The sequence below is a fragment of the Xanthobacter sp. BG11Y11_SDJG genome (assembly GCF_057364445.1).
In genome coordinates this window covers 1-1,989 of record NZ_JBNFNU010000570.1, presented here as the reverse complement: position 1 = coordinate 1,989, position 1,989 = coordinate 1, and the positions used below count along the sequence as shown (strand labels likewise).

Sequence of the window (1,989 nt, the reverse complement as noted above, 5' to 3'; positions counted from 1 at the left end):
CTGGGGCGCCATGCCGCCGCGGGAAAGCGCGGCGGCAATCCCGTCCACCTCGGCCTTGGCGGCTGCGGGATCGATCGTCTGGCGGCGCCGGGCGGCGCGGGCGTCCCGCACCGATTCCGCGTCGAGATAGCTGCCCGCCATCATGGAGACGGCGGCCGCGGCCGCGCCGGTCGCGCCCGCGATCAGCACCGTGCGCGGGTCGTCGGTGGTCATGGCGACGCCGAACACCAGGCCGAAGATGGAGACCGTGCCGTCCTCCATCCCGAACACCACGTCGCCGATGGACGCCTTGAGCGAGGTGAGGATGCGTGCGCCTGCCGACATGATCCTTCCGGGTCCTTGCGTGCGGTTCCGGGACGCCGTCCGGCGTCCCGGTCCGCTTCGGGCAGGGTCAGCTCTTGGCCGACGCCTTCTTCGAGAACATGCCGCGGATGTTGTCCCACAGTTCGATCTTGACGCCGTGGCGCTTCATGATCAGCGCCTGCTGCGCCACCGACAGCGTGTTGTTCCACGCCCAGTAGATGACGAGGCCGGCGGCGAAGTGGGCCAGCATGAAGGTGAAGATGATCGGCATCCAGTTGAAGATCATCTGCTGGGTCGGGTCCGGCGGCGCCGGGTTGAGCTTCATCTGCACCCACATGGTCACGCCCATGATGAGCGGCCAGGCGCCGAGCATCAGATACGCGCCGATGATCGGCACCGACGAGGGATCCCACGGGATCAGGCCGAACAGGTTGAAGATGGTCGTCGGGTCGGGCGCCGAGAGGTCGCGGATCCAGCCGAAGAACGGCGCGTGCCGCATCTCGATGGTCACGAACAGCACCTTGTAGAGGGCGAAGAACACCGGGATCTGGATCAGGATCGGCAGGCAGCCCGCCACCGGATTGATCTTCTCCTTCTTGTACAGCTCCATCAGCATCTGCTGCTGCTTCGCCTTGTCGTCGGCGTAGCGGTCGCGGATGGCGGTCATCTCGGGCTGCACCGCCTTCATCTTCGCCATGGACGCGTAGGACTTGTTGGCGAGCGGGAAGAAGACCAGCTTCAGCACCACGGTGATGACCAGGATGGCGACGCCGAAATTGCCCACCAGCCCGTAGATCCAGTCGATGGCGAGGAACAGCGGCTTGGTGATGAAGTAGAACCAGCCCCAGTCGATCAGCCGGTCGAAGCGGTCGATCTTGTAGCGCTCGGCATAGCCGTCCACGAGCTGCACCACCTTGGCGCCGGCGAACAGCTGGCCGTTCGCGGCGATGGTGCCGCCCGGCTCCACGGTGAGCGGCGCGGCGAGGAAGTCGGCCTGGAAGGTCGGCACGTTGCCGATCATGCCGGCGGAGAACTTGCCGTCCACCTTCACGTTCTGGTCGGGGATGACGGTGGCGGCCCAGTATTTGTCGGTGATGCCGAGCCAGCCGCCGGTGGCGGCGGCCGTGACCTGCTTCTCCTTCTCCATGTTGGCGTAGGTGATCTCGTGCAGGCCGCTCTCGCCCAGCACGCCGATCAGGCCCTCATGGAGGATGTAGAAGCCCTCGATCTTGGGCCGGCCGTGGCGCGAGACCAGGGCGTAGGGGTAGAGCGTGACGGCGGCGCCGGTCTTGTTCTCCACCTCGTCCTTGACCGCGAACATGTAGTGGTCGTCGACGGTGAAGGTCCGGCGGAAGACGAGGCCCTGGCCGTTGTCGTAGGTGAGGACGAGCGGCGTCTTCTCGGTCAGCGTGGCGCCGGCCGGGGCGGTCCACAGCGTGTTGGCCCCGGGCAGAGCGAGGCTGGCGCCGGCGGCCGAGGTCCAGCCGAACTCCGCATAGAAGGGGTTCGGCGCGCCGGAGGGCGACAGCAGGACGATGTTCGGGCTCTTGGGGTCGACGGTCTCGTGATACTGCGTCAGCTCCAGATCGTCGACGCGGGCACCGCGCAGCGCGATCGAGCCCTTCAGGCTCGGCGTGGCGATGGCGGCGCGCGGGCTGGCGGCGAGCGCCTGGGCGCGGGTCACCG

2 protein-coding genes are annotated in these 1,989 nt (G+C 67.4%); both read right to left on the bottom strand.

The window, feature by feature from the left end; translation table 11 throughout:
* The coding region (locus AC2W7M_RS24505) for a VIT1/CCC1 transporter family protein (protein ID WP_486135635.1) at positions 1–324 on the bottom strand (324 nt) is incomplete at its 3' end.
* A gap of 67 nt (positions 325–391) precedes the next feature.
* Positions 392–1,989, bottom strand: a 1,598-nt coding sequence (yidC, locus tag AC2W7M_RS24500; RefSeq protein ID WP_486135633.1) for a membrane protein insertase YidC, incomplete at its 5' end; no start/stop codon positions are given.